The organism is Pelagicoccus sp. SDUM812002 (genome assembly GCF_031127835.1).
Taxonomy (GTDB): Bacteria; Verrucomicrobiota; Verrucomicrobiia; order Opitutales; family Opitutaceae; genus Pelagicoccus.
The window spans coordinates 65202-89706 of record NZ_JARXHX010000006.1 but is presented as its reverse complement, the minus strand read 5'-3'; the positions used below and the strand labels follow the sequence as shown (position 1 = coordinate 89706).

14 protein-coding genes are annotated in these 24505 nt (G+C 54.8%); 4 read left to right on the top strand and 10 right to left on the bottom strand.

Going from position 1 to position 24505, the window contains the following annotated elements; translation table 11 throughout:
* Window positions 1-88: 88 nt before the first annotated feature.
* The 5 genes from QEH53_RS10750 to modA all read right to left on the bottom strand — a co-directional run bounded on the left by QEH53_RS10750 (window position 89) and on the right by modA (window position 4246).
* Entirely contained in the window at window positions 89-859 is a 771-nt protein-coding gene (locus QEH53_RS10750) for a type II CAAX endopeptidase family protein (protein WP_309023191.1), read from the bottom strand.
* 83 nt (window positions 860-942) lie between these two features.
* On the bottom strand, window positions 943-1617 hold the full coding sequence (locus QEH53_RS10745) for a hypothetical protein (protein ID WP_309023190.1): 675 nt from the start codon (window positions 1615-1617) through the stop codon (window positions 943-945).
* Window positions 1618-1758: 141 nt separating this feature from the next.
* On the bottom strand, window positions 1759-2823 hold the full coding sequence (modC, locus tag QEH53_RS10740; protein ID WP_309023189.1) for a molybdenum ABC transporter ATP-binding protein: 1065 nt from the start codon (window positions 2821-2823) through the stop codon (window positions 1759-1761).
* Complete coding sequence (modB, locus tag QEH53_RS10735; RefSeq protein WP_309023188.1) at window positions 2820-3500, bottom strand: molybdate ABC transporter permease subunit; 681 nt, start codon at window positions 3498-3500, stop codon at window positions 2820-2822. The genes modC and modB overlap by 4 nt, the downstream gene beginning before the upstream one ends.
* Entirely contained in the window at window positions 3497-4246 is a 750-nt protein-coding gene (modA, locus tag QEH53_RS10730) for a molybdate ABC transporter substrate-binding protein (RefSeq protein WP_309023187.1), read from the bottom strand. The genes modB and modA overlap by 4 nt, the downstream gene beginning before the upstream one ends.
* A gap of 725 nt (window positions 4247-4971) precedes the next feature.
* On the opposite strand from modA, the gene QEH53_RS10725 reads away from it, so the two are divergent.
* From QEH53_RS10725 to QEH53_RS10715, 3 genes are all read left to right on the top strand, one after another.
* Entirely contained in the window at window positions 4972-8490 is a 3519-nt protein-coding gene (locus QEH53_RS10725; RefSeq protein WP_309023186.1) for a TonB-dependent receptor plug domain-containing protein, read from the top strand.
* 78 nt (window positions 8491-8568) lie between these two features.
* Entirely contained in the window at window positions 8569-12828 is a 4260-nt protein-coding gene (locus tag QEH53_RS10720) for an FG-GAP-like repeat-containing protein (protein WP_309023185.1), read from the top strand.
* A 323-nt stretch (window positions 12829-13151) separates the two neighbouring features.
* The gene (locus QEH53_RS10715; RefSeq protein WP_309023184.1) at window positions 13152-14597 is read left to right on the top strand and encodes an MFS transporter; all 1446 of its coding nucleotides are present in this window, start codon (window positions 13152-13154) and stop codon (window positions 14595-14597) included.
* Window positions 14598-14786: 189 nt separating this feature from the next.
* Here the strand turns inward: QEH53_RS10715 and QEH53_RS10710 are convergent, their stop codons facing one another.
* The 4 genes from QEH53_RS10710 to QEH53_RS10695 form a co-directional block, all read right to left on the bottom strand.
* Complete coding sequence (locus QEH53_RS10710) at window positions 14787-15413, bottom strand: transposase (protein ID WP_345785714.1); 627 nt, start codon at window positions 15411-15413, stop codon at window positions 14787-14789.
* A gap of 810 nt (window positions 15414-16223) precedes the next feature.
* Window positions 16224-17624, bottom strand: coding sequence for an MFS transporter (locus tag QEH53_RS10705; protein ID WP_309023182.1), 1401 nt, complete (start codon window positions 17622-17624; stop codon window positions 16224-16226).
* Window positions 17625-18022: 398 nt separating this feature from the next.
* Window positions 18023-19246, bottom strand: a complete 1224-nt coding sequence (locus tag QEH53_RS10700; protein WP_309023181.1) for a glycosidase — start codon at window positions 19244-19246, stop codon at window positions 18023-18025.
* Window positions 19247-19320: 74 nt separating this feature from the next.
* Entirely contained in the window at window positions 19321-20514 is a 1194-nt protein-coding gene (locus QEH53_RS10695; RefSeq protein ID WP_309023180.1) for an AGE family epimerase/isomerase, read from the bottom strand.
* A 193-nt stretch (window positions 20515-20707) separates the two neighbouring features.
* Here QEH53_RS10695 and QEH53_RS10690 point away from each other — a divergent pair, with 193 nt between their 5' ends.
* Window positions 20708-21892 (top strand): DNA-binding transcriptional regulator, encoded by a 1185-nt coding sequence (locus tag QEH53_RS10690; RefSeq protein WP_309023179.1) that lies wholly within the window; start codon window positions 20708-20710, stop codon window positions 21890-21892.
* A 28-nt stretch (window positions 21893-21920) separates the two neighbouring features.
* Here QEH53_RS10690 and QEH53_RS10685 read toward each other — a convergent pair whose 3' ends face one another.
* Window positions 21921-24473, bottom strand: coding sequence for a U32 family peptidase (locus tag QEH53_RS10685; RefSeq protein WP_309023178.1), 2553 nt, complete (start codon window positions 24471-24473; stop codon window positions 21921-21923).
* Window positions 24474-24505 lie beyond the last annotated feature (32 nt).

Genomic DNA, 24505 nt, shown 5'->3' with positions numbered 1-24505 from the left:
CTGGGCGCAAAAAAATCAATATGCCGTGACCGAAAGCAAGGGACCCTGAGCGGCACTCGTTTGCAGGAGCTCTAGCTCATGGAATTGTTTAGATCGTCTTAGGGTCTGTGACTAGGAGCGAATAAAAGATAGTGATATTCATCACGAGGTTAAAGGTGGCGTGGGCGAATACTGCCGTCCAGATTGAACCTCCTTTTTGTCTCACGAGACTGAATACGAGACTGGAAGCGAATATGAGGATGAACCAGATCGTACCTGAAACGGGCATGATTTCGATGCCATTTAAGCCGCTGTGAATACCGTGGTGAATCAGGTGCGCGAGCGCGAAGAGAGTCGCGGCGAAGCAGGCGCAGGAGACAGGTGACATTCTGTCGCGACCAGCCTGCTCGGCAACTCCGCGGAAGAAGATTTCCTCGCCAATCGGGCTTGCGAGCATGGCGGGTACGGTGAATGCAATGAATGCCAAGTGGCGAGGTAGTTGCGCTATTCTTTCGTCGGATTGGAAGGTGTAGGCTACGCTGACGAACCAATTTTGGTCGCTCTTCCCGTAGAGAAGGACTCCAAGCAGGTAGCAGATAGCGGCTGCGGCTCCGCCGAGCAGAATCCCGTAAAGCATCCATTTCCATGAAATTGATCGGCGGAAGCCGATTTGTTCTCGGCCATAACGGGTGAGGAAAACGAGGGGGACGAACCACATCAGCACGAAGCCGATCATGACGGAGGTGCCGTGAAAGAACTCTCGACCGAAATAGCCGTAGGCTCTGAATCCAGTTAGGATGACGAATAGGATCAGTACGAGCGGAAGCGGGGAAGGGAAAAGGCGTCGCCAAGGACGACTCAATTCAAGCTGCTCTTTCATGGAAAAGGAGATTTAAGCAAAAAATACGCGGGCTGTTGCCCGCGTATTTTGAAAATTGGATTCTCTGGATAGAATGCGCTACACTATTCACCAGCCTCGCGACGTTGCGTTGCTCGGCGGGTGTTATTGCGGTAGTTACGTTCCGCGATATCGACATCGAGGAAAGCGCTTATGCTCTGAGTTCGACGGTCGGTAACGAGCTCGGTCGGGGCGGTGCGGCCGCTTGCTTTGGCTCGGGACTCCATTTGGGCGGTAGCTTCGGCGACGGCGGCCTCGCGAGCAGCTTGGATTTCGGCCGCTTTTTGCGCTTCCACGGCGGCGACTCGCTCTTGTGCTGCCTTTACTTTCGCGTCGGCGGCCTTGGCAGCTGCTTCGCGCTCTGCTTTAGATTGAGCGAGTTCAGCTTCGAGCTCCGCTTTGGACTTCGAATTAGCTTCGGCTTGGGTGTTGAGGTTTTCTACGAGACTGGCGAGTCGGGCTTTTTCAGCTTTGTCGCGCTCCACTTGAGCGGCGAGTTCGGCTCGTCGGGCTGCCTCTGCCTCCGCGGCTTTTTCTGCAGCCTCTTTGGCCAAGGCGTTTGCCTCGGCTAGCTCTGCGGCGCGCTTAGCCTCTGCCTCTGCGCGTGCTTGGCTCTCTGCGACAGCGGCTTTGGCTGCTTCGAGTTCTGCAATTGTTTCCTCATCGGGCCCTTGTGAGCATCCTCCAAGGGTGAGAACTGCTGCGATTGAAAGAGTAGTTAAAGTGATTGGTAATTTCATAACCTTGTTACTGGGTGTGAGTTAGGGGTGAGTTTGGAGGGAGGTTTTCGAAAAGTCGATACTGCTTCTTATGCAAGAAGAGCAGGGATTTGGGGGATTGGTTCCAATTGGCGGGAATTTTTGCAGAGCCCGCCGCGGGCTTCAAGCCTCGGCTTGAAGCGTGACGCTTTTGATGAGGGCATGCACGGGGCGGCTCGGGGCCAATAGTAGCTTTTGGGCAGATCGTCGGGTGACGAGGGCGTAGAGGGTGCCTTCCTCGCAGGAAAGCTGGACGAGAACTTGGCTGATTGAGTGCTCGTGAATTGCCTGAACCGTCGCCGGGATCTGGTTTAGAAAGCTAGTTTCGGGAAGTGGGCTGAGGCTCAGGCCGATATCTCTAGCCCGTACGAGGATTCGTCTAGGCAGATCGCGAGGCAAGCTGGCTGAGGAAACGAGAATGGGACCGATCGAGGTATCTAGTCTAGAAAGACCCTCCTCGGGCAGCTCATCTCTGGAGCGAATTACGACTATGGAGAAAGGATCGCTTCCGTCGGAAAGTTGGGTGGGAGCGAGGGCTAGCTGAGTGGCGGCATTAGCAGTGATGCGTCCTGCCTTCATTCGCAGCGTGTGAGTGCTAAGGCGAGCGGCTTCGGCCAGATTGTGAGTGACGTAGAGCGCGGGGATCTGAAAACGTCGAAAAATGCGTTCGAGTTCGTGGACGAGCTCGCGACGAGCGCTTTCATCAACTGCGGATAGCGGTTCGTCGAGGAAGAGCAGTTGGGGGGTTGAAGCGATGGCTCTGGCGATGGCCACGCGTTGGCGCTCACCACCGGAGAGGGTATCGGGGGACCGGTCGAGCAGGTGCTGGATGCGGGTAACTTGGACGACTTCATCAAGGGTGTAGAGCTCGGCGTCCAGAGCTCGCTTTCGGGCGTAGTTGAGGTTTTGCAAAACGTTGAGGTGTTCGAAGAGCGCAGCGTGTTGGAAAACGTAACCGATGCGGCGGAAATGGGGAGCGAGACTGTGTCCGTTTTGCAGCCAAGCTTCTTCGCCCACTAGGATGTCGCCCTTGGCGTCAGTTTCGAGTCCAGCGAGGCACCTCAGCAAAGTGGACTTGCCCGCTCCCGATGGGCCGACGATGGCGGTGACAGAATCTGCGGGGAGTTCGGCTTTGGCATCTAAGGAAAAACGGCCCTTTTGCAATTGAAGGTCGAAGCTGATTTTCATCGCTTGAAAGGGCTACTGGCCCGATTGAGGCTGTAAATGAGCACGAGCAATACGAAGCTGATGGCCAAGGCGACTCCTGCTAGGATGTGGGCTTGTCCGTACTCCAGCATTTCCACGCTTTCGTAGATGGCGATGGAGAGCGTGCGAGTTTCGCCAGGAATGCTGCCGCCTATCATCAGTACCACTCCGAACTCGCCAAGGGTATGGGCGAATCCAAGGACTGCGGCGGTGACTATACCCTGCTTGGCTTGCGGGATGGCGATACTGAAGAAGCGATCAAGCGGAGAGGATCCGAGTGTGGCGGCGGCTTCCAGTTGCTCCGACTTGATGGCGGAGAACGCGTTTTGTAGCGGCTGGGCCACGAAGGGAAGCGAGTAGATGAGCGATCCGATGACGAGCCCGGTGAACGAAAAAACGAGGGCAGGACCGCCGAGCGCTTGGGAGACTTTTCCGACAGGTCCACTGGGAGCGAGGCAGACCAGCAAATAGAAGCCCAGCACGCTAGGAGGAAGAACGATGGGAAGGGACACGAGCGCTTCAATGACGGGACGGATGCGGGTGCGCGTGTGAGCCAGCCACCAAGCTAAGGGCGTGCAGAGTAATAGCAGAAGGAGAGTGGAGACGGCAGCTAGCTTGAGTGTTAGGGCAAGCGGAATCCATATATCTGATACACTCATGGGATGTGGTAGCCGGCGGCAGCGATCAGGTTTCGGGCTTCAGGGCCTTGGCAAAAGGCGAGGAAGTCGAGCAGCTTTGGCTTTGCGTTGAGAGCGATCGCTTGTTGCGAGATCGGGGAGTAGAGAGCGGAGTCTACGAGTATAAACTCCTCTGTCGGGATGCCGCGTTGTAGTAGTTGCGAGTAGGATACGAAGGCGGAATCGGCGGCTCCGCTCTGGGCGAAGGTGAAGGCTTGAGATACGCTTGCTGATGTGACGGCGCGATGGGTGGGAAAGGGGAGTTTGCCACTTGCCTCTGCAGCTGCGGCGCCGAAGGGAGCTAGCTTGGGGTTGGCTAGGGCGAGGGTTTGCGTGTTTTGAAAACAGGCTGGAGCTGAACCCGGTTGCCAAAATGCAAGGATCCCGAGGGCAAAGGTGAAGCGGGAGCCAGACTGGGCGATCTTGTCTGCCTCGAGCTTTTGCGGACGTTCGGAGTCGGCAGAAAAGAATGCGTCGAAGTCGGCTCCATTGGCGATTTGGGCGTAAAGCTTGCCGCTAGATCCGGGAATCAGGGTGATTTCGATTTCGGGATGGGCGTTTTGATAGGCTTCAGTGATTTTGGAAAGTGTTTGGTGAAAATTTGAAGCGACCGCGATCCGCAGTTTTATATTGCCGAACAGCGACGAGCTAATCGCGAGGGCGGCAAGAGCTGAAAGGACGAAGCGTGTCATGTTTGCTAGGCTGCTGGCTTGCAGAAGCTTGGGCAAGTGCAAGATAACGAAGGTACGTTTGTTCAGAGATAAGTGCCTTTCGTTGGTTTTGATAAAGCCATCTGGTCGGCTACCGTTTTGGTTTAAGGCTAAAGCAGGCTTTAGCGTATTGAAAAGGTGGTGACGGTATTCTGCTCTTTACTACGATATCGCCTTGAGTTGGGGGCTTGGGCGTCGGGGCAGCCCTGCCGACAGAGTACTTATTGGATATGATAAAAGCTCAATCTCTAACCCCAAGGTCCATGACCTATCACTTTGCTACAGAGGTGGATGAGGGTTCGGGACCGACTCAATTGGGACAAGACGCAGGTTGTGGAGCTTTTTACTATAAAGGCGTTTATCTGTCTCATTTCCGACTTGGAATTTAGATGAAAAAAATGTGAAGGGGGATGAAGAGTGGTGGGGTCTTCCTCTGACAAACCTAACCTTTTTTACTCTCCCCTACCGCGGCAAACGCGTTTATTATCCAAGCCCTTATCAACTTTTTGACTACTAATTGAGGACTTTCTAGCGAGTCCTTTTCGAGCCCAGCTACCGGCTCCATTAACTACCCTACAGCGTTCGGCAACCCAACCGATCGCTTTTGACGAACCATACCCACGAAACCGCAACTGCGGTTACTAGATACGTAACCGAAGCTACGAGTTTTGATACTCTGTCGGCCCTTGCATAAGGCCTGCAGAACATAACCCAAATATGTGAATTGTTATTCACACTGCCCAATGAATAAATCGATCAAACTGATAAACAGATATGCATGGCCTAGATCGGCTTCCGGAGCTCTCGCTCTGGGTGCCGCCCTTCTAGTTGCTCCTCTCGGCAATGCCCAAGACGATGAGGACGAAGATGTCTATGAACTATCCCCGTTTGCTGTCCAAGCAGACAACGACGCCGGTTACCGGGCGACTTCGACGCTCGCGGGTACTCGCATCAGAACCGACCTTAAGGATATTGGAACGGCGATTTCTGTCGTGACCGAAGAGTTCCTTGAAGATACGGGATCAACCAGTAACGAGTCTTTGCTCCTCTATACTCTCGGTACCGAAGTCGGAGGTGCCGCGGGGAACTTCGCTGGCGGTGGCGACGGTGGTCGTGTCGACACGGATAGCCAGCGCCGCAACCCGAGCGGTGCGAACCGGGTACGTGGTTTGGCCGCAGCAGACAGCGCCCGCGGCTTTTACGCCACTGATATTCCGTGGGATTCGTTCAACGTGAACCGTATCGACATACAACGCGGTCCCAACTCTATCCTCTTTGGCTTGGGCAGTCCGGCTGGCGTCATCAATGCGAATCTGAAGAATGCTTATTTCTCTGACGGAGGAGAAGTCGGGCTCGATTTTGGCAATGACGGAACTTGGCGTGCTACGCTCGACTACAACAAAGTCTTGATCGAGGATCAGCTCGCCATTCGCGTAGCGGCCCTCGAATCGGACAAGGGCTTCCAGCAAAAGCAGGCGTTCGAAGAGAACAGCCGTGTGTTCCTCTCTGCGAATTGGGCGCCGGAATTCTTGAAGTCTGAGAATTCTCATGGCGAGTTTATGGCCAACTATGAAGATGGCGATATAATGGCGAACCGTCCGCGCGTCCTGCCACCGATCGACCGTATCACACCTTGGTTCGACCCGAGCAACGGTGATCTCTACAAGGGAACCTTTACCACTCGCACCGAGCCGACTTTGCTCGAGTACTCGCAGTCTGGAGCTGCAGGCTCGGAGTATATCGGTAACGAGGCACTAGGCCGCATCTTCAACGGTCCCGTCGCGTTTTACGATGGTGCCGGCACGCCGTCCTATTACAAAATGGCTGCGGTTGACGACAACAACTACCTCGGCATTGATGACGCGAAAGACGCTGCAGCCAAGGCGGGCCTCCCGTTTTCGAGTATTGGTGGATACAAGAGTGTAACGCTCTCGGATCCTACTATTTTCGATTTCTACAACAACCTGCTTGATGGCGACAACAAGCGCGAGTGGCAGGAGTGGGAAGCTTACAACCTTACCTACCGCCACACCTTGGGTGACTTCAGCTTCGAGTTGGGTTACGACAATCAGGAGTATGTAGATGGTCAGGTGAACATCCTGGATAATTGGGGCCAGTCGATATCGGTTGATATCGTATCCGAATTTCCAGACGGCAGCGCGAATCCGAATGTTGGACGCGCCATAGCCGGTGGTGAAACCCAAAACAACCACAACGATAGCACAGATCGTGAGACCTACCGTTTTCAGGCAACCTATGACCTGGATTTTCGGGAATCTGGAAACGAATCGCTGGCAGCCTTGGGTCGCCACGTATTTACCGGCCTCTACTCCCAGCAGGACATCAATCGACTCGACACCACTTGGGTTCGCAGCGTTGCAGATGGAATCGGAACCGGATCCATTGACGGGGCTGCCCGTTACTTAGCCAATGTCGCTTACCTATCGGATGATCTCTCGGGAATGAGTTCCGCTTCCGGGGCAAACATTTCTCCGATCAACTATCAGCTGATCCCGCACACTACGCAGCAGAATATTGTTTTGGACGACGGCGCGGTCACTCCGTTCTCTATCATCAGCTACGACAATGGAGACGTGGGATCGCTCTACAAGCAGGCGACTAAGTCGCGAGACGAAATCGAGTCTTCCGTCCTGGTTTGGCAGGGCTGGTTGTTCAATGAATCGCTCGTTCCTATGTACGCGATTCGTTCGGACTCCGCGGATGCGTTGAACGCAGGTTCTCCCCCAGCGGGATCTCGCGCCGGTTCGGTTTTGCCGTACGACAGCGGCTGGAATCTTCCCGCAAGCATGTCGGCTGCTGAGGCCAGCTCCAATGGAGCTACGTTCAATTCAGTCAGCGAGACCACCTCTACCTACAGTCTCGTTTGGCACGCGCCGCAGACTATCCAGGATGCCATTGGCGGTACGAACGTGAGCTTGTCCTACGCGAAGTCGGAGAACTTTTCGCCGGATGCGAGCCGTCGCGGTATCGATGGAGCCGCAGTGCCAAATCAGATTGGCGATACCGAGGAGTTCGGTCTGACCGTTTCTTCCGCAGACGGAAAGCTCCACTTCAAAATCAATCGTTACGAAACCAACGTAAAGAATGCTACCTTGTCTAGCTCTTCGTTCGGCAATTCCTACATGATTGGATTTGGTGAAGGTGTGGCCCGTTGGGGTGGCTTGCAGACCCAATTGGGCACGCATGGCTTCGAAAACAACTACGCTCTTGTCGACCCAGAAAGCCCCTTCGATGCGACCACCAACCCATTGATCGACCCATCGATCGAGGTGCTGCGTTATGAACCAAACCCTGGCGAGTTCCCTGGCACGAACTGGGGAAATGACTACGATTCGCTGACTGAAGCTCAACGTATGGCAGCGGTGCAAGCAGCGTTGACCCGCCAAGAAGGCGCGCTCGCCGCAATCTTCGACCCTGCCAATCGCCCGAGCTCTGCAATCGAGGAGTTCTGGAGACAGGACTGGGATGCCATCACTGGCGAGGGAACTTGGGGTAGCCCGGACCAGGCGAATGCTTGGGCTGGTGAACCTGCGAGCTTCGCTGTGACGAGTGACTTCCGTTCCAAGGGCACAGAATACGAACTCTTCTTCCAGCCCACGGAGAACTGGAACATCGTGCTCAATGCGGCTAAGGTCGAAGCGCAACGCTTCAACATCGCGAGCTCCTACGCCAACTACGTGAAGGAACGCTGGGACCTTTACAAAGGCGCCTATGGCGACCTGAAGTTGTACAGCGGTTCGTCCACCGACCCCGAAACCCTTCGTTGGAAGTATGGAACTGAGTTCTATGCGAATTACCTTGCGGGCGTTCTCATTAACCGCTCCCAGGTACCAGAACTTCGCGAGTGGAGAGCCAACCTGATCACCAACTACGGATTCAAGGACGGACGCCTCGCGGGACTCAACATTGGTGGAGCGATTCGTTGGCAAGATGAGGTCGCGATCGGCTACCCAGGGATGATCGCCGAAGAAGCTGTCGAGGAATTCGGCCTCGAACCAGGGGACGAAATGTACGACGTAAGCAACCCATACATGGGTCCTTCTGAGACTTCTCTCGACCTTTGGGCTAATTACACGGTCAAGCTCTCCGACAGCATAGACTGGAAGATCCAGCTCAATGTCAGCAATGTAACCGCAGACGACGAGCTTATCCCTGTCACAGTAAACGTTGATGGCTCGCCAGCGGCTTCGCGTATCGCGCCACAAAGAACGTGGACGATCGCGAACACTTTCAGCTTCTAGGAGTTGAACCGTTAGTTTCTACGTAATCTAACCGAACGGCGCCTTGATGGCGCCGTTCTTTTTTGCCAAATTAAGACTGTGAGACGCACCCTATCCCTGATCCCGTACCTTGTGCTGGTCATGTGCTTCTTGCTGTGTCCGCTTGACGTTAGGGCTGGGTTCAGCAATCACATCGTCGCGTCCGGCCTGGACTATATCCAAGCGGATTCGAAAAGTACGAAGCATGGAGGCGCGGCTGCGGTTGACGTAGACGGCGACGGATACACGGATATTTTGGTGGCTCGAGACGAGAAGACGCCGCTCCTTTTTATAAATCAAGGGGATGGCACGTTTAGCGACGAGACTACCGCTCGAGGATTGGGCGCCATTCAAGACATAGGCGGTTTTGGAGCGGGAGATTTCGACAATGACGGAGACCAAGATCTGTTTGCCTCTCCGCGGCTCGGGAACCGCTACTATCTTTTTATCAATGACGGGGCCGGGAATTTTTCGGAAGAAGCTGTCGCCCGAGGTGCTGCCGTCGAAACGACTTTGCAAGTCCACCGTGGATACAGCGTCGGGTTGGTGGACTTTGATCTCGATGGCTATTTAGATATCTACGCTTCCGAATGGGGAGTGATTAGCAACGCCGACGATGCAAAGCATTCGGTGCTGCTGCGCAACAAAGGCTCGGGGCAAGCCGCCCACTTTGAGAACGTCACCGAGCAGGCTGGTCTTGCTCAGCCGATCAGCCGAAACATGCACTTCGCATTCGCCAGCGCTTGGGGCGACTTCGACGGAGATGGATGGCCAGATTTGATGTTGGTTTCAGATTTTGGGACGAGCAAGATGTATTGGAATAACGGTGACGGAACATTTTTAGAATCGACTGATGAAACGAATGTGGGCCTAGACGAGAATGGAATGGGCGTGGCAATCGTGGATTATGACCAAGATGGAAAGTTAGATATATTTGTAAGCTCTATCTATGATCGATACTCGAACCGTCGAGATGGGTCGCATACGGGGAACAAGCTTTATAAAAACTTGGGGAATCGGATGTTCAGTGAAGTATCGGCGGAAGCTCTCGTTGCGCGCTCAGGTTGGGGGTGGGGATCTTCCTTCTTCGAATACGATAACGATGGGGATTCGGATCTTGTTGTTACTAACGGGTCGATCGTATCTGCGGGTTTAAATCCGGATTCTAATCCTTATGTTGAAGCGGCTGACGATCCGACAGCACTTTACCTGAATCAGTCGGATGGCACGTTTCTCAACGGAACGGTTGCTGCCGGACTCGACGATCGAGAGCTCGGGAAAGCGATCGTCGTGTTCGACTACGAGGAGGATGGTGATGAAGACCTGTTTATTACCAATTCCGGGGATCATCCGATTCTCTACCGAAGTGATGCTTCGGGAAATGGGAATCGTTTTCTAAGACTCTCCTTTGAAGGGACCTTGTCCAATCGCGATGGGTACGGATGCATCGTGGAAGTCGTCACCGGAGATCGGATACAAACTCAGCTCTATAATCCTAGCAATGCTTACATCGGACAACGTGAACCGTTCCTGCATTTCGGGTTGGGGCAAGCGGCCTCGGTAGACTCCATCGAGGTACTCTGGCCTTCTGGCGCGAAGCAGAATCTTGAAGATGTTGCGGTCGATCAGGTGCTGAAGTTGGTAGAGCCAGATGCACCCCTCGGGATCCCGTCGGTCAGTGTCGATCCTGTGGGAGGAACTTTCGAAGTTGGCGAGGAGTTTCAACTGAGCGTCGAGGCGACTGGCGATCCGGAGCCGGTTGTGATTTGGGAGAGAAATGGAAAGATTATTGCTGGCGCGAACGGGCACGAATTTCGCATTAAGCGAGTAACACCGTTCGACGCGGGCGAATACAGAGCGAAGGTCACCAACAGCCAAGGAGAAGTTTACAGCTCGACCGCTGTTGTAGCTGTGGATATGGATGTTGAATCGCATTCTGTTGCTCGTCTTTGGAACGAATTTATGCTCGGCGCGATTCGCACGGATTTCCCGAATCCAACGAAGCACGGTCGAAACCTGTATCATGTATCAGCAGCGATGTGGGATGCTTTCTGGGCTTATGAGGTAGAGGCGTGGTCGAAGGCTAAACCAATGTTCCTTGGTGAGAACATCTTGGAGGAGAATTGGGGCGGAGACCGCTTGGCCGCTCAGCGGGAGGCGATCAGCCATGCTGCGTTTACTGTATTGAGTTACCGGTACAAGAAGAGTCCCGGGGCGGAAGGTTCTTTGTATGGTTTTCGGTGGTTGATGGAAGAGCTAGGATTTAATCCAGATGATATCTCGACAGAAGGCATGAGTCCAGCCGCGGTTGGCAATCGCATAGGTCAACGAGTGCTGGACGAAAATTTTGACGACGGATCGAACGAGCTGAATGGCTATGTGGATACAAGTGGGTACGAGGTCGTGAATGATCCGCTGGTTCTTGATTTGCCCGGTGCTCATATGGACGACATCAATCGTTGGCAACCACTCGCGTTTGATTATGCAGTGTCGCAAAACGGGATTCCAATCGGAGCTCTGGTACAGTCGTTTCTCGGGGTGAATTGGCGGGAGGTGGAGACTTTTGCGATGAAGAAGACAACGCACAACACGATCGCCTTCGATCCCGGACCTCCGCCTCAGATGGGGACGGAAACGCAGGATGCGTTTATCGACTCGGCAATTGAGGTGATTCGCTACTCTTCGTATCTGGATCCCGAAATGGACGACGAAATCGATATCTCTCCGGGGGCATTGTTGAATAACCCGCTAGCGACGAACGGCGGGACGGGACGTGCTCTGAATCCCTTCACTGGCGAACCCTATGCCGAGAACAAGGTGAAGCACGCCGATTATGGGCGGATCTTGGCGGAATTTTGGGCGGACGGGCCAGCTTCGGAGACGCCACCAGGGCACTGGAATTCACTGCACAATGAGATTTCCGATGACCCGCGTTTTTCGCGGAAGTACATGGGAGTAGGGGATGAGCTTTCCAAACTGGAGTGGGATGTGCGGGCGTATCTGGCGCTCAATGGCGGCATGCATGATGCCGCTGTAGCGGCGTGGACTTTGAAGCGGCAGTACGATTATTCGCGGCCGATCTCGATGATTCGCGAGCTTTGTGGTCGGGGGCAGTCGAGCGATTCGGATGGGCCGTCGTACGCAGCGGATGGAATTCGATTGGAGGACGGGTTGATCGAGGTGATCACGGAGGAAAGTGCAGCAGAGGGGCAACGACATGCACATCTTTCCGAACACGTGGGAGAGATTGCGATACGGGCTTGGGCAGGCGAACCGGAAGACTCGCACCACGAAGTCGGCGGAGTTGACTGGATGCTCGGTGAAAACTGGTTTCCGTATCAGCGGAGCACTTTTGTAACGCCCGCTTTTGGGGCGTATGTTTCAGGGCATAGCACTTTTAGCCGAACGGGAGCGGAGGTGATGACGCTGTTGACCGGCAGTCCGTTTTTTCCCGGTGGGCTGGGTGAGTTTAATTTTCCCAAGAGCGAGTTTTTGGAGTTTGAGGATGGCCCGAGTGAGGATGTGACGCTGCAATGGGCGACGTACTATGATGCGGCGGACCAGGCGGGGTTGTCTCGTCTCTATGGTGGGATTCACGTGAGGGCGGATGATTTCATCGGGCGAACGCTGGGAGCTCGCATCGGAGTGGAGGCTTTTTTGCGAGCGCATAGCCAACGGCATGCGAACGCTAGCAAGCTCGGATTGATAAAGGAAATCCGTCACATGGCTACGGTTCGTAGTGGGGAAGCAAGTACGCTGGCTCGATTTGATTCCGAAGGCATTCCGTTGCGGTTCAAGGGTGCGCACAGCTTTAGCGATGAAACCTACAAGGATCAGGACGGAATTTACGTGCAGCTTCCAAACCGAGCCGAGCTAGGTGACGCCGTACCAAATCGCTTGGTGATGACGGGAGTTGGCCCCTTGTTGGGAGCTGACTTCCAGACGACCTTGTCGGAAGGGGAATCGCTATCTGTGGAAATCGAGGTCGAGCTGGATGAACCGACTCTTGTTCTCTTTTGGGGCGAAGGTTCCAGTCTGGGTAAGGGGATATTGGATACGCGGATACGTGTTTATTCTGTATCTCAGGATGGAGGCGAAACGCAAATCGGTGCCAATGACGATTGGCAGGCGAATGATATTTCTTCCCAAGCGGAAGTCCTTATCTTGCGAGACTCTCAAGACAAGTTTTTGGACGAAAAGGATGCAGCGGTCTCGGTTTGCCTAGAGTCTGGAGCTTATCGTTTCGAGCTCGAGGCGCTTGAGGGGGCAGGTCCGCTGGTCCTGAGTGTTAGATCTCAGGTTTGGCGAGATTCGAATTGACGGTCGGATTTCCACTGACGGTTGCTTGTGGCCGAGCCTAGGGATGCCGATTCGATTGCTGGACCGGAGGCGAGTCTGTGGGAGTTTTAACGTTGTCCGCTAGAATTACGCTTTAAAATCAACGATTCGCACCTACTCATAAATAATCGTAACCGGATAGCGAATACTGCCAACTAAGGTGGCTTGCTTTGGGGGACTGTCTCTGAAAGGGTTCCGTCGATTTCGCGGCGGGAACGGGATCCCTCTATTTCACCGCCTCTTACCCAAAACTTGACCCTATTCGAAGGCGGTGCCCCAAACCGCCGCCTTCACTTCATTACTATATGAGCTTACACGAAAAAGGTGCCGGAACCGCTGGGACGTCGCATGTTCCAGATAAGGTTATCACGATGAAGGAGAACTTCGCCTACGCAGCAGGAGACATGGCGTCGGTTTTTTACTTCAAGGTATTCTCATCCTTCCTGATGTTCTTCTACACGGATATCATTGGGATCGAAGCTGCGGTTATCGGTACGATGCTATGGGTGACTCGTGTTTTTGACGCGTTTACGGATCCGATGATGGGGGTGATTTGCGACCGAACGGAGTCTCCGCATGGCAAGTTTCGCCCGTGGCTCCGCTGGATGATTTTGCCGTTCGCGGTAAGTGGGGTGCTGATCTTCACTGTGCCAGACTTGGATAAGACTTGGACGATCGTGTACGTTTACGCGACCTACTCGCTGGCGATGTTGGCCTACACGGCGATCAATATCCCCTATGGAGCTTTGATGGGCGTAATGACGCCGCACTCTGTTGAGCGCACGGTGCTTTCCTCCTTCCGGTTCTACGGGTCGTTTTCTGCCAATTTGGTGGTTCAGGCGACGATCCTGTACCTGGTGATTGGCCTTGGCGGCAGCGAAGATGGTTCCCAGACCCAGCAAGGCTATGTCCTTTCGATGGTGATCTATGGCATTTGCGCATCATTCCTCTTTTTAGGAACGTTTGCGGGAACGAAGGAACGCGTACAGCCACCAAAGGGGCAGGAGATGAACGTGAAGAAGGACTTGGCTCAGTTGTTCAAGAACAAGCCTTGGGTAGCGCTGATCTTCGTGGGAATCGGTACGGTTATGTGGATCGCCATGCGTGATGCAGCCCAGCTTTACTATTTCAAATACTACGTGGTGGCGGACATGGAGAGCGATGCGCGTTTTACCAAGTTGGCTACCTGGTATAATGTCCTCGGTTCTGTCGGAACGATCGCTGGCGTATTCTTCACCAAGTACTTTACCGATTTGTTCAAAGGCAAGAAGAACGCCTTTTTCTCGCTTACGGTCCTAAGCGCTATCATGGGGACGGGATTCTATCTTTGCGGCCCGGGAGATGTGACCTTGATGTTCACGATCGGTATTAGCCTATCGATCATCACCGGTCCGCTTTTGCCGCTGTTTTGGTCGATGATTGCTGATACGGCTGACTATTCGGAATGGAAGTTTGGCCGTCGTTTCACGGGACTAACCTTTTCGGCAGGAACGTTTTCGATGAAGCTTGGCTGGGCTGTGGGACCTGCCTTGGCGGCATACGCGCTAAGCTACTACGGTTACCAAGACAATGTGCTTCAGTCGGAGCAGACCATCGCAGGTTTGCGCTTGATGATGTCGTTCTTCCCGGCCGGTTTGGCAGCGATCGCTGCCCTTGTGGTGCTGACTTATGGCATCAACCGCAAGATGGAGCTGCAGATGGAAGGAGAACTTCTCGCCCGCAAAGAAGCCGAAGGCACGGTGGAAAGCTGAGTTTCGGCTTCAAAGTAAATGGAAGGCGTCCGTGTTATCGGGCGCCTTTTTGTTGGTTTCGTTACTTGCTGGTTTGTGTGTGGGGGGGCTTGACGGGAGGAGAAGCATTGCCAGCCCTTCTGTTTGTACCGGTAGCGATGGCTTGCAAGGGCTCTGCACCTAGTAGCTGGATAAAAAAAGCACTGTGTCTCAGGCAAGTTTAACATTGAGTTTTTTGACTAGAAAATGAGTGTGCAGGAGCAGCTTTCTCATGGCCGCAACTACTGCCCATTTGAACGGCTCGCCTCTGTCTAGAAAGCTTTGGGTGTAAACTCTAACGACATCGCTGTGACGGTACGCGGCGACTGCGGCTAAATATAGGCAACGCCGCGCTTTCGCCCTCCCGCCATAGATTTTACGGATCTTCCTAGAGTTTCCAGAATCCCGGTTGCAAGGAGCCAAGCCGGCCAAAGCCACCACTTGATTACGACTCAGCCGTCCCAGTTCAGGCAAGTAGGCTAACGAAGTCCATGCAGTGACAGGCCCGATCCCAACCACAGTGACGAGCGTTTCGTAGACCTTTTTCAAAGCAGTCCCGCTCGACACTATGTCGCGTATCTCGACTTCGAGCCGTTCGATCTCTCGCTCGACCAGCTCGATCATGCGCCCAACGCTTTGCGCGACGATTCCATCGCACTTGGGCAGTCGGGTCTTCTCGCGCTTGAGCTGTTCGCTCAAGCGCTCGCGACGGTCCATCAACGCCGCCAGAGCCTTGCGCTGCGGACTAGGAGCGGGCGTCGGCCGCGGCCGCTTCTCCTGGGCGAAACGCAGAAGCATTTTCGCGTCAATGGGATCGGTCTTCGCCTTGGCCCCTTCGCCTTGGCCCCTTCGCTTTGCGCGAAGTATCGAACCTTTGCAGGCGACACCACGCTCGCGGCAATACCGCGAGAGTGGAGGAAATCCGCCAGAACGCGTTCGTAGCCCCCTGTCGCTTCGCAAATGAAATGCGCCTTGGGAAAGCGATCGGCCAGGCGGCTTAAAGCAACCTCGCTGTTGGCGACGCTGCGGCTTTTCTTCCAGTCGTACGAAAGGACCTCGAGTGGCTTCTTCTAGACGTCGACCGCGACTTATGAAACGACTTGTGCATCCATGGCTTAACTCCTACTTGTAGAGATGAACTCGCGCGGCGTGCCGCGAGGTTCTTGCAACTGTTTGAGATTAAGCCAGGAGGCTGCACGGGATCGGAGCTTTTTTCTGAGCTCGGGTTTCCCTCGCTCATGGTTCATCTTGATCTCACCCGCAACCCCGGCGCGTCCTCTGCAAAGGACGCGCCGGTTCCCGGCTCCCTCCAAGCATAGCGCTTGCGAGGGCTTTTTCGAGCCCTTCCTCCGACGAGTCAAAACAACCCATTCTCGGAAGGGCTCAAAAAGCGAAGACTTCATAGCCGGGTAACCTACAAGGTTCATCACCAAATGCAGTGGAAGTTGCTGTTTATTGATTCCCAGCTTATCTTTGGTAGGGCTGCCGCTTGCGGCACGCCGCATTGCAGGCGAAGGGAATTGCGGCATGCCGCGAGCGGCAGCCCTACGAAAATGCCCCTTCTCGAAAGAGAAGAGGCTTTTGTTTGAAAGGTAGAGTTGGCCGCGTTTAAGGGCAGGAGGAAGCAGGTCCGTACTCGTCGTCTCTTTGCTTGGCGATAGCGGTTTCCATCTCGACCTCCATCTTGGTGTCGATGCGGTAGGTGAAGACTGCTGCCGCAGCGAGGACACCGACACCGGCGGGAATCAAGCTCATCAAGAGTCTCATTCCTTCTACGGTTTCGGGCGTCTGGGCTTGGTTGGCGACGAATCCGAAGGTGTATTCGAGCATCCAGAAGGCGATGGCCGGGCCGAGCGACCAGCCGATCTTCATCGAAGAGGTGCCGGTGGAGAGAAGCAGTCCGGTCGAGCGATGGCCGAGCTTCCACTGTCCGTAGTCGGCAGTGTCTGCCAGCATGGACCAGAAAAGTGCCATCAGTGGAGCGGTGAGGAATGAGGCAAGCACCTGGTGCACGAGCAGGATGGTGAGGTTGTCGTATGGCAACCAGTAGAATACGACCAGCAAGGCTACGTTGATGGTGGTCAGTCCGAGGAATGCGTTTTTTTTGCCTCCGAAGATTTGGGTGATTTGTTTCGTTAACAAAACGCCGCCGGCTTGGATGGCGCCGCCAACGCCGAGATAGGTGCCGGCCCAAAGCTCGTTGCCTGACACGTATTTGAAGAAGTGGGCAGTGGTGCCGGAGCGGATCGATATCCAAAGAATGGTCAGGATACTAATGAAGATGATCGATCTCCATGGGCCGTTTTTCGCAGCCATAAGGAGGTCCTTCTTGACATCGCTCTTTTGGTTTTTGGGCGGCTCGATACGTTCCTTGGTAGTGAAAAAAGTAGTGAGGAACAGGCCGGCAGAGACGACGCCGAAGAGTCCCATCGTCAGGGCGTATCCGAGCTGGTCGTCTCCCTTTCCGAAGTACTTCACGAGGTGAAGCATGCTGAAGCTGACGGTAGTCGTGCCGAGGAAGGCGCCGAGGAAGCGGAATGAATTGAGCAGTGTCCGTTGATCGGACCGAGGGGTCATGACACCCATCAAGGCGGAATACGGCACATTGATGGCGGTGTAGGCCATCATCAACAGGGTGTAGGTGACGTACGCGTAGACGAGCTTTTGTTTCTGGTCTAGATCGAAGGTGGTGAAGGTCAGGACGCCGAGGACAACCCAGAACGGTAGTATCCAGATGAGCCAAGGGCGAAACTTACCGAACTTGCTTCGCGTACGGTCGGAGATGATTCCCATGATGGGGTCATTAATCCAGTCCCAGGTCCGCGTGACCAATATCATGTAGGCGAGAGCGCCAGCTGAGATCCCGAACACATCGGTGTAAAAGATCGCGAGATAATTCATGAACACGCCGAAGTAGAGGCAAGAAGCCAGGTCTCCGGATGCGTATCCTAGTTTTTCCGACATCTTCAGTGGCGGCGTCACGTGTTTCTTCTCAGGGGTGGACTGCATAATATCTGTGTTTGGGTGGCTTTAGAGGAGGTTATCGGGGGATCGGGTCTGCCAAGAATCTCGCCAAGAGGCAAATTCGCAATGGGAAAAACTTCTAAACGCTAGGCGGGTCAGTATTAAAAATCTAATGACGCTGGTTGATTTCTAGCGGTTGGTCTTTCTATAGACTCGTTCAAGGTCGCCGGGGTATTGTGAATAGGAGCGAATGGTTTGTGATTAATTGCGGCCTCTTGGGAAATCGTACGGGGCGGGTGCTCTAGCCAGAACAATATTTTTTGGCGAAACCCTTCAGAAAAGCGGCATTTTGCTTTAAGTCGCGCTTTGGCCAGTTCCTATGCCAAGAAGGCGTCCGTTACCGAACGGCCGCCCCCTGTGTGTGGAAATAGTGAATACGGAACCTATCTTGCCCGAAGTGCGTCGAGGCGAGCGATGAGCGGATTCTTAGCCTTTGCCATGTAGGCGAGATTTTTGTCGATGAGCTCGTTGCGCTGGGCGACGCACTTGGCACTATAAAGCGGATCGCTAGGCGTGTTGGTCACGTAATCGACAAGCTTTTCGACAGTGGATGTGGCTACGTGCAGGCGAGTGTCGCAGGACGCGTAATAGATGAAAACATCGCCGTCTTCTGTGACGATGGTTCCGTTAGTGAAGGCTACGTTCATGACGTCGCCTACCAACTCCTCGCCCTCGGGAGCAATGAGGAAGCCACCGGGCGAATGGGTGAGCTTGCTCGGGTCTTCGAGCGAAGTCATGAATGCGTAGATCACGTAGCGCAGGCCGCTAGCGCACCCACGCACTCCATGGGCGATGTGGAGCCAACCCTTGGATGTCTTGATGGGTGCGTCGCCCTGGCCGTTTTTGACCTCCTTGATCGTGTGGTACTCCCGAGAGTCGATGATGCTCTCTTTTTCCACGACCGCGTTGGTCATGTCATCGCAAAACCCCCAGCCGATACCGCCGCCAGAGCCAGCGTCGATGAAGCCGTCTTGGGGGCGAGTGTAGAGGGCGTACTTGCCCTCCACGTACTCGGGGTGCAGGACCACGTTTCGCTGCTGTGCCGATGGCGTTTTCAAGTCGGGCAAGCGTTCCCAGCTTTTGAGGTCCTTCGTGCGAGCGATTCCGCATTGGGCTACTGCGGAGGAAAGGTCGAAAGGGGCCGCGTTAGGGTCTTTGCGCTCCGTGCAGAAGAGGCCGTAGATCCAGCCGTCCTCGTGCTGGATGAGGCGCATATCGTAGACGTTGGTGTCGGGTACCTCGGTCTCCGGCATAGTGACGGGATGGTCCCAAAAACGGAAGTTGTCGACCCCGTTGGGGCTTTCGGCGATGGCGAAGAAGGACTTGCGGTCGTTTCCTTCCACGCGGGCGCACAGGTAGAACTTGCCGTCGAGCTGGATGGCTCCGGAATTGAAGGCGCAGTGAACTCCAATACGCTCCATGAGGTGGGGGTTCGTATCAGGATCTAGATCGTAAGACCAGAAGAGGGGAGCGTGCTTGTCGGTGAGGACCGGGTTTTGGTAGCGGTAGAAGATTCCATTGCCCGGCTCCACTGGAGCGTTGGGCTGGGCGAGGAAAGCTTCTTGGGCTTCTACTAGTCGGGTGAGTCTATTTTCGTATGTGCTCATGGTTGGAGTGTTTTTCTAATCGTTAGAAGGTTGGGTCTTAGGCAAGGATGAGATGCTTTACAGCGTGATTCCCTCTAAACCCGTTTAGTGCGATCGATCATTTCGAAACAGGCGCGGGCATTGTGGTAGGATGATTTCCATGGTCCGGCTTTTTCCATGCCCATCGCGGTGCCGTCAGCGTGGCGCCCCCAGAGCCATTCCCCGTTTGTCTGGTCGATGAGGGCAATCTTGATGTAGTCCCAAATTTTGTAGGAAGCATCGAGGTAGCGAGTGTCGCCAGATAGCTGATACGCGTTGAAAAAACCGACGAGTCCCTCCGCTTGAGGCCACCAATGCTTGCTGGTATCGGGATCCTTGCCCGGATGGAACTCGTAGTTGACGGCTCCGTTTGTGGGATCCAATCCGGTTTGGTAGACCTGCTCTGCCATGTCGACGGCGAGCTTCTTGAACTCAGACTCAAGGTCCGGGTCGCCGATAATCTCTGCGGCTTCGTGCAGAAGCCAGCTGCCTTCAATGTCGTGCCCAGGTGAAACGACATCGTCGCGGAGGTTCCAATCCATGTCGTAGAAAAGTCCGAAGCGTGGTGTATCAGAAAGGATGATACGGTCTGCTATGATTCTGAGCACGCGACGACAAGCGGCTTCGACCTCTGGGGAGGCGGCGATTTTCTGCAGGTTGGCGAACGCCTCGATAACATGCAGGTGGTTGTTCATGGTCTTGGGGGCGTCTAGGTCATCCTCTCCAAGGCGCATTTTCTCCAATGGGGTCCAATCAGCCTCAAAGGATTCGAGGTAGCCTCCGCTTTGGGGATCCCATGCTTTATCCTCAATAAGTCGAAAGAGGGAGTAGGCACGGTTGAGGCTGTCTTGGTCCTGAGTTGCGGCGTAGTGTTCGGAAAACGCGTAAAGGCAAAAGGCCTGACCGTAGCACTGTTTCTTCGTCTCGAACGCATGTCCGTCACTGCCGAGTGACCAACAGTAACCTCCGTTTTCAGTGTCGGCGAACTTCATGCAAAGCACGTGCTTGGCGTGTTCGGCGAGTTCCAGGTACTCCTGCTTTCCGTAGAGCGTAAATGCACGGCTGTAGGTCCAGAGCAGTCGGGAGACCATGATCAACCCGAGGCGCGTGTCGGGCAGGGGTTGGTTGGCGGAGTCGAGGGCGGGTATGAAGCTGTCGGTAGTGCGTAGGCGAGGCCAGTACGGAAGTATGTTTTCGAACAGCTCATCTTTCAGCTCCCTTTGGAAGGTATTGAGATTTGGCGAATGCATGGATTGCGGGTTGAGGAAATTCGAATCGGTGTGGCAGACAATATCGGAAGGAGGCGGCTTACTCAGGTCACCCGAAGGTTATAGCCGTAATTATTCTAAATAGTAATGAGAAATAGAGTAATTTTCCTTTGCTCAATTCACTCTTTTATGGGATGGGAGAGACAGGACAGCACCTTTCTAACTCAAACGAAGCATGATCGAACGACCCCGAGTGGCCATTGTTTTAAGAGGCTGGATGGAGGAAAATCTCAACCTCCTGCATAGCCTAGCCAAGTTCAAACGCTTCAATGCGAATTGGCATGTTTTTGTGGACGACCTAGCTCGCGGAGCGGAGGACCCGGACTGGCTTTTGGACCAAGGCTGGGACGGGATTATCTGCAAGGAGAACTCCCATGAACTCTTCCGCAAAGCGCGGAAGCGGGGCATCGCTTGCGTGGACCTCTCGGATTCCGGGACGGTACGCGAAGGGTGCCCGAAAATTCGCCCCAACAACATCGCGGCGGGACATTTGGGTGCGGAGCATTTCATAGAAAAGGGATTTCGGCATTTCGCGTTTTGCGGTTTCGAAGGGGATCTCTGGTCTGAGGAACGACGCGATGGGTTCGTGGAAAGCTTGGCCTTGGCGGGGAAGATGTGCACCAAATTCGAAACGGTTTATCCTGGCGTGAGCCTGCCTGCGTGGGAGTTTGCTGAGGAAGACGAGATGGCTCGCTGGCTAAAGACTTTGCCCAAGCCGGTTGCCATCTTCACCTGCAACGACCTTCGGGCGGTCCACGTAGTCAACGCCTGCCAGCAAGCCGATTTTCGCGTGCCGGAAGAGGTGGCTATCTTGGGAGTAAACAACGACAGTGCGCGCTGCGAACTCAGTGCTCCCTCCGTATCCAGTATTCCGATCGACGTTTCAGAATATGCTCGTGCTGCAGGAGCCACCTTGGAGGCTTTGATGAAAGGGGCCGATCCCAAGGACTACAGGGACGTTACCTTGATTGATCCGCTAGAGGTGGTGACGCGTCGCTCCACGAGCATCCTAGCAGTGGAAGATCCGGCCGTGGCCCAAGCCCTCAACCTGATACGCGAACGGGCGTGCAAGGGGATTACCGTGGAAGAGGTAGCGAAGGCTGTGCATATTTCTCGGAGCTTGCTTGAGAAACGTTTTCGCCAGTACGTCGGCCGTTCGCCGCAGGTCGAGATTCGCCAAGCTCAGGTGATCCAGATCAAACAGATGTTAACGGAAACGGAATACTCGCTGGCTAACATCGCGGAAATGGCAGGCTTCGAACACCCTGAGTATATGAGCGTTGTATTCAAACGGCTGACACATACAACCCCTAGCGCTTACAGGCGTAAAAGCAAAGAATTGGCTTCGGTGGGCTTGTAGGTGTGATTAAGTGTGGGAGCGTGTTTTCCTACTTCTCCCTCAGTGTACCGCGGGTGACTCCGAGTTGGTTGATGAGCTTTAGTTCTCGCCACAGGGATTGTCCGGAGAGTTTTCCGGCCAAGAGTCGCTCGTAGCGATCGAGGGTGTCGCGGACTTCTTGCGGACTCTCGTTGAGGAACTCGACGCGGAAGTTGCGAACTCCGAGGTCGAGCAGGTCTTGGGCGAATTCGGCGCCGGTTTGTGCCTTGGCGTTGAAGACGGTGTTGCGGCAGCCGGCGTCGGCTTTAAGCGGATGGAGCATTCCGGTGCGATCTTTTATGGATACGGAATGCTTGTCGCAGGGACGCCCGCAATCCCGGAAGTCTTTACCATCGGAGAGGAAGGCACAGAAGACGCAGTGCTCCATGTGAAACATGGGCATGTGCTGATGCAGCGTGATCTCGAACCAGTGAGCAGGCGCGTTCTCGAGGAGTGCGGCGAGCTGGGTGGCGTTTAAGTCGTAGGAAGCGGTGAGGCGTTCGAGCTGGTAGCGTTCGATCAAATATTCAGCCGTGAGATGGTTGGCGACATTGAGAGAAAAATCGCCTCGTAGTGGATATTTGGATAAGGACTTCAGGTGCTCGTGGTTGCGGGCGAGGAAACCGTCGGCTTCGCACTCGGTGAGCTGTTTGACGACCCAGTCTTCGCCCGTCTTGAACATACGTGGCGGGGCGACCCAAATCTTCTTGTTGCCCGATGCCGCTCTAACCAGCTCGACCGCTTTCTTGTATTTGCGGGGATCTTCGAGCTCCATGTAGACCTCCTCGTAGGGAAGCTTGAGAACAGTTTCGAGCTGCTCCATGGAACGAAGGTAGGGGATGATTTGGGACGCGGGAGAAGAGATGGTGAGCTCAGGCTTTTTCGAAGTCGGATTGGTCGTCCGCGCAGAAAGCGGCCCACCTACGAGTTTCCAGCGAAGCGGTACGCGTCGGAGGGAAATCAGCGTATCCACAGCGTCGCGACGAAGCTGGTTGAGCTGCGACACGGGGAAGTGGCAGGCTCCAGATAGCTGGTTGTCGAGAGCTGCGAGATGGAAAGGCGTGGCTCCGAGTCGCGAGAGTTGCTTGGTGAGCGTTTCTTCGTCGAGGGGTCGTTTGCTGGCTTCCTGTATCGGCTCGCTGGATTCGGAGCGAGCGACGCGGCCTTCCTCGTCGCGGATCTCGAGGGTGAGCAACTTGCTAGGCTCGCCGAATACGGTAGCGGTGATCGGGCGGGTGTAGTTGGGTTGTTCGACTTCGTAGCTTTGTCGGAGCTCTTTGTCTAGGGCTGGGTCCGAGGTTTTGAAGAGCATATCTCCGACGTTGACGCGTTTCCAATTGATAGAGTCATTGAGGAAGCGGACGAAGGTTTCGCTGCCTTTCGTATCGACCGAGATGATACGTCCGCCCTCTTCGTTTTCGTCGGGACGCCCGCGATCGAATACCACGCCGTCACCCGCTTTAAGGGGAGCTTTCAACTCGAGGGTTACCCCGTCTTTTTCGGCAGACTTAATTGTGCCAAGTAGCAGGCCGCGCTTCTTGCCGAAGCGGGCGTGCACCAATTTTTGGTTGTCGATGCCGTTTAACCATCCGCTGGAGAGACCGCGGGAAAAGGTCATCTCCAGTTTGTAATTGGGATCTGGATATGTAGATGACGGCGCGGAAGTTGTCTCTTCAGATGAAGTATAATTATCCCAGGCGTCGTCGAGGGCCTTGCGGTAGACTTGGGTGACGGCGGCTACGTATTCGGGGGCTTTGAGCCGGCCCTCGATTTTAAGGGTGGCGACGCCGTTTTCGATGATCTCGGGCATCGCATCGAGTCCAGAAAGATCCTGAGGGGAGAGCAGGTAGCGGCGATTGCCAAGGTCGACCTTGAGGCCGTCGGAATAAAGTTCGTAGGGAAGGCGGCAGGCCTGGGCGCATTCGCCGCGGTTGGCAGAGCGCCCGCCGAGTGATTCGGAGGTTAGGCATTGTCCGGAGTAAGCGACACAGAGCGCTCCATGCACGAAAAGTTCGATCGGAACTTCGGTGCCAGCGGCGATGGTTTTTTCGCGGATGGAGCCTACTTCCTTGAGGGAGGTTTCTCGGGCAAGAACGACGACGCTGGAGCCGAGTTCCTTAGCGAATTCGATGCCGGCTTCGCTGGTCACAGACATTTGGGTGGAAGCGTGGATGGGGAAGTCGGGTGAGAGGCGGCGGATGAGGCGGCAGATACCGACGTCCTGCACGATGGCGGCGTCTACGCCGGCGGCGATGATGGAGCGGAGGAAGTCTTCCGCGTCGGCCATCTCGTCGGAGAAAACGAGGATATTGAAAGTGACGTAGCCTTTGACTCCGCGGCTGTGAAGGTAGGCCATGAGCTCGGGCAGGTCGGCGACGGTGAAGTTCTTGCCGCGCATGCGGGCGTTGAAACGCTCGAGGCCAAAAAATATAGCGTCGGCTCCATTTTCGACGGCAGCCCGGGCGCATTCCCAATTGCCCGCAGGCGAAAGCAATTCGGGTTTGGCGACTTGGCGGGTGTTCTCCTCTTTGGAAGAAAGGCGCTTGGGAATGAGTTTCGGCATGTGCAGGTGAGCGTCAGCCCGAGTGTGAGTCG